3 protein-coding genes and 1 tRNA gene are annotated in these 4,242 nt (G+C 50.8%); all 4 read right to left on the bottom strand.

Translation table 11 applies throughout. From position 1 onward, the window contains the following. Positions 1–164: 164 nt before the first annotated feature. Positions 165–240, bottom strand: a tRNA-His gene (locus FP815_09910). A 246-nt stretch (positions 241–486) separates the two neighbouring features. After that, a complete protein-coding gene (locus tag FP815_09905) occupies positions 487–1,134 on the bottom strand; it encodes a zinc ribbon domain-containing protein (protein MBA3015251.1) in 648 nt (215 codons plus the stop codon). A gap of 322 nt (positions 1,135–1,456) precedes the next feature. Continuing rightward, positions 1,457–2,827: a DEAD/DEAH box helicase gene (locus tag FP815_09900; GenBank protein MBA3015250.1), complete on the bottom strand. Its 1,371-nt coding sequence runs from the start codon at positions 2,825–2,827 to the stop codon at positions 1,457–1,459. Continuing rightward, a complete protein-coding gene (locus FP815_09895) occupies positions 2,824–3,894 on the bottom strand; it encodes an alpha/beta fold hydrolase (GenBank protein ID MBA3015249.1) in 1,071 nt (356 codons plus the stop codon). The genes FP815_09900 and FP815_09895 overlap by 4 nt, the downstream gene beginning before the upstream one ends. Positions 3,895–4,242 lie beyond the last annotated feature (348 nt).

Raw genomic sequence — 4,242 nt, 5'->3', positions numbered from 1 at the left:
TGGAGGGTTGGAGGAGGGCCTCAACAACGAAACGGGGGTTGTTTAAACGAAGCGGGATCTTTCTGAGGGGGGGGAAGGGGAGGAGAATGCGAAAATCGTAACCACGCGATGGGGTAAAAAAAAAAGGCCTCACAAACTATCGTTTGTAAGGCCTTTAAGTTTGCTGGGGTGAGCGACCGGGATCGAACCGGCGACCTTCGGGACCACAACCCGACGCTCCACCTATTGAGCTACGCCCACCATGTTGATTACCGAAGCAACCAATTTCAGTCCTTATACAAGATCGCCCTTTACTTGGCAAGAATATTTAAACACGGAGGTAAATTTACTGCAACCGTTCACCAGGGGCACCGAAACTACAGGTAACCCCGGAACTGTAAACGTTCACAGCGCTGCAGATGTGCGAAAGAGGCCTGTACGCTATACATATGGTATGCGAACCAGGCCGATGACAAAGCAGATGCGATGCTGCTGAACGTTTACAATTTATTTACCGCAGTGCTTGCAAATAGTGGCCTGGGCCTTGATAATTTCTGAACAATGAGGACATTCGCGCTGAAAAGTTTTTTTGAGGATTTCAACAATGGCAAGATCGGCCAACTGGCCGATCTCGGTGTGGCGAAACTTGTGATTCCGGATAGGGTCAATACAGCGAATGTCACATATCTCTTTCAAGAGACTACATGCCTTCTCCCTACCTTCCAACACTGATTCCTCGTCTGTAATCAGGAACAAAACCGGCTCCAAATTCTTCTCTTCAACACATGTCTTGAGCTGCTCAAGGGAGAGCTTTTCCTTCTGATAACGGTCACTCTTGGCCTTAGCTTCCTCGAGATTCACCTCACTCCCGGTGAAAGCCATATTACTGCCAACCATCAACGGACCTCCCTGATTCTCGCCTGGGAGTCTCATGAAGCGAAAGGAAGCAACCTGCCCATACTGCTCTTCGACATGCTTCCATCCATTCTGGTACAAAGAACACTCATCATTCAGGCAGATAAAAAAGACATCCGTACCCCAACCAAGACCATCGCCAACATGAAATGGGGGCGTGGTACAGCACGTCAGTTTGCTTTGGCAGTGCGGACAGATATGTTCTTCGGCGGCATACAAGAGACAGGCATCAGTAACCATTATAAATTCCTCTGGAAAATAAAAAAAGAACGGTCAGCGGATGACCGTAGGCGTTTGGACTGTGTTCCCCTCAGACTGAGGAGGCAAAGGCGGTAGCCGTCAGGAGCTGCCGGAGTTACCGGCAATGACAAAAAAGGACAAAGCCAGCCACACAAACCCCAGTGCGAAGAGAACAAGTATTTTTTTGAAGGAGGTATCGAGTTTCATTGGATGATATAGATAATGCATAATCATGAGCAGGTCAATGCGGTTAGTAAAAGGAATTTCCTCTAGGAGCCTGATTCTTGACCCAGGACCAAAAAACAACCATCCCCTACTCTCCTCACACTAACTGCTCATAGGTCATCTGCCGCCCCTGAGCAGAATACTTGAGCACACCAACCTGATCATCAATATAATCATAGACCGTGGCCTGCTTACTGCTAGCAGCAGGACGAAGTATCCGCCCGATCACCTGCTTGAGCCTGCCGGAAAATTTGATCGGCGTGGCCAAGAACAGTGTGGTGAGTCCTGGCGCATCAAAACCCTCGCCAATCAATTGAACTGTGGAGATCACAATTTTTACCGTATTGGCCCTGATGCCGGCCACGATCTCGGCACGCCTATCCGGACTCAGCCGACCGGTGAGCACCGCCGCCGAAGCGCCCCGCTCGGTAATCAAGACGGCCAGGGCCTCGCAATGGGCCACCCGATCAGAGACAACAAGAATCGCACCAGAATCCTTGGACGCCACCGCCGCCACATCATCAGCTATTTGGCGGTTTCTGGCCTCATCAAGGACCAAGGCCGTCATCATTGTTGAATAATCATCCCGATAGTTATAGGTAAACCCCGTCACCCTGAACTCTATCCTTGGCTTTAACACCGCTCCGGTTTCCTGGAGTTGCTTGGCGTCCACCTGATACGATCGACTACCCATAAAGAGGTAGATCAACCGAGTCAGGACATCTTCACGACGATAAGCAGTGGCGGAGAGCCCTAGTGAATACTTGGCATCGAAGGTGGTGACCACATCGGTAAACAGGCTCGTCGGCACCCGGTGGCATTCATCTACCAAAACCTGGCCAAAAAACGCGGCCAGGGTGTCTTGTTGATTACGCGCCGAATTGACAATGGCAACCGTCACCGGACCCAACGCTGCTTTACCATCTCCCAACAAGGCCGCCTCAACACCAAGAAATTGCTCAACCCGCTCTGCCCACTGATACAATAATTCCTTGGTGTGCACCAAGATAATGGTGGGTTGACGGCGGCGGGCAATGACTTGAAGCGCCATCACCGTTTTGCCGCTGCCGGTTCCGGCCTCAAGCACCCCAAAATCCCGGGTCAAAACGGCGGACACCGCCTCTTGCTGATACGGACGAAGCTCACCACGAAAAGAGAAATCCACCTCCGGCAGAGTACGGCGACGATCAATGATTTCAGGTTTCAGGCCCAACACCTCAATGCATTGAATAACCACATCCCTGGCGTAACCGCGGGGCATGAGCAACCCCTGCTCGGTCTCTTTGAAATAGTAGAGATGCTGAGGAAAACTCTTGCCGACCCAGCGCCCATACTTTTTAGCTGCCTGATATTTGGGATTGGGCAAAGTCAGACCAGCCTTCAAGACCTTCAATAAAGGGGCTGGAGCACAACTCAGCAGACACTGCGCCCCCACGGTCAAAACTAAATTATTCTCCTCTGGACTCATGACCGGCGCTCCACAGTTGCCTTCGAGATAATCATCCCTACAAAACCACGAATCCTCTTCAGGGCAGAGTTCCTGACGGGATCCCTCTCCATCAGAATCTCGTGCCCCGAACCAGGGAGTGTCACCAAGGTACACTCAGGCAGGTCGCGACACAACGCGTTCTGAGGCGCATTCCGGACCACCTTGTCTTCCTCTGCCTGCAGAAGTAAAACAGGCATAACTAACTGCCGGTGGCTAGCGGCAAGATGATCCATCCCCACAAAGGCTTGATTGATCCAACCAAAGGTCGGATTACCCAAGGCATTGTCAGGGGTCTCGGCGACCAAGCGCTGGTTCAAGGAAAAACGGGCCTCACTGTGAGTCACCTTGTTGGCGCTGAAAGATTTGCCACTGTCAGAAGATTGGCATCCAAATATATATCGGTCTTCAAAACCAAGAGAACAAGCGCCCTGGATAAGAAAGCGAGCTGCAACCGTCGGCAGCAGCGAGGTCTTGATCCCCAACATCGGTGAACAGAGGATCAACCCTTGGACCGAATCAGGATACGAATTGGCATACAAGGCTGAGACAAGGCCACCCATGGAGTGGGCGATGATGACCAGTGGCCCTTTATGTTTTTTTCGCACTATCGTATCGACAAATATCGACAGATCAATTACATAATCTTCAAACCGAACAACATGACCCTTGTTTTTATCACTAAGCAGACGATCAGAAATCCCCTGGCCCCGGTGGTCAACGGAGTAAAAAGTCAATGGCAGGTCGCGCAGATCGTACAGCAGTTCATCGTATTTAGAGCTAAATTCAGTACGACCGCCGACCACCACCACAATCCCGACGGCGTTTTCAACCTCTCGCTCCCGATAACGCAAGGTCAGCCCGCCCGTGCCAGTAAAAGAACCGGTAATGAAATGCCGTTGAATAAACGGCCGCACCTGAGCATCGAAGGCGACAGCGAGGTCGGACTCCGGCACTGCAAAGACAGCTTGACTCCAGGACAGAACCATTGCTGCCAAGATCAGCGCCAATAGACCGCAGCGAGAGTTGCATTTAAAATAATATTTCAAATACGTATCGTATCAAGTTGAATTCACGTTATTATTAACACAAATCTTATCAGAACGCGAAGGGGTAAATCCTATTTTTCAGCTTGTCGTGATACGCCCGTTGGATTAAACCGACCTACACGACCTACCTGAGTATCGTCACTCATGGTCATTTAACTCTCTATAGCAACTTTGACAATCTCGCAAAAAGTCCGGGGATGGCTAAGTAAAAGGTGCGATATACAGGTAAGCGATCGAAGAGAGACTCCGAGGCGCGGGGTGTGTTTTGTGAGTGAGGCCATACATATGGTATGCCGAACGAGCAAAACCGCCACGCAACGCAGTAGATCGGACTTTTTGCGACGCCAT

The sequence above is a fragment of the Desulfobulbaceae bacterium genome (assembly GCA_013792005.1).
GTDB lineage: Bacteria > Desulfobacterota > Desulfobulbia > Desulfobulbales > VMSU01 > VMSU01.
This window is presented reverse-complemented; position numbering and strand designations above follow the sequence as displayed.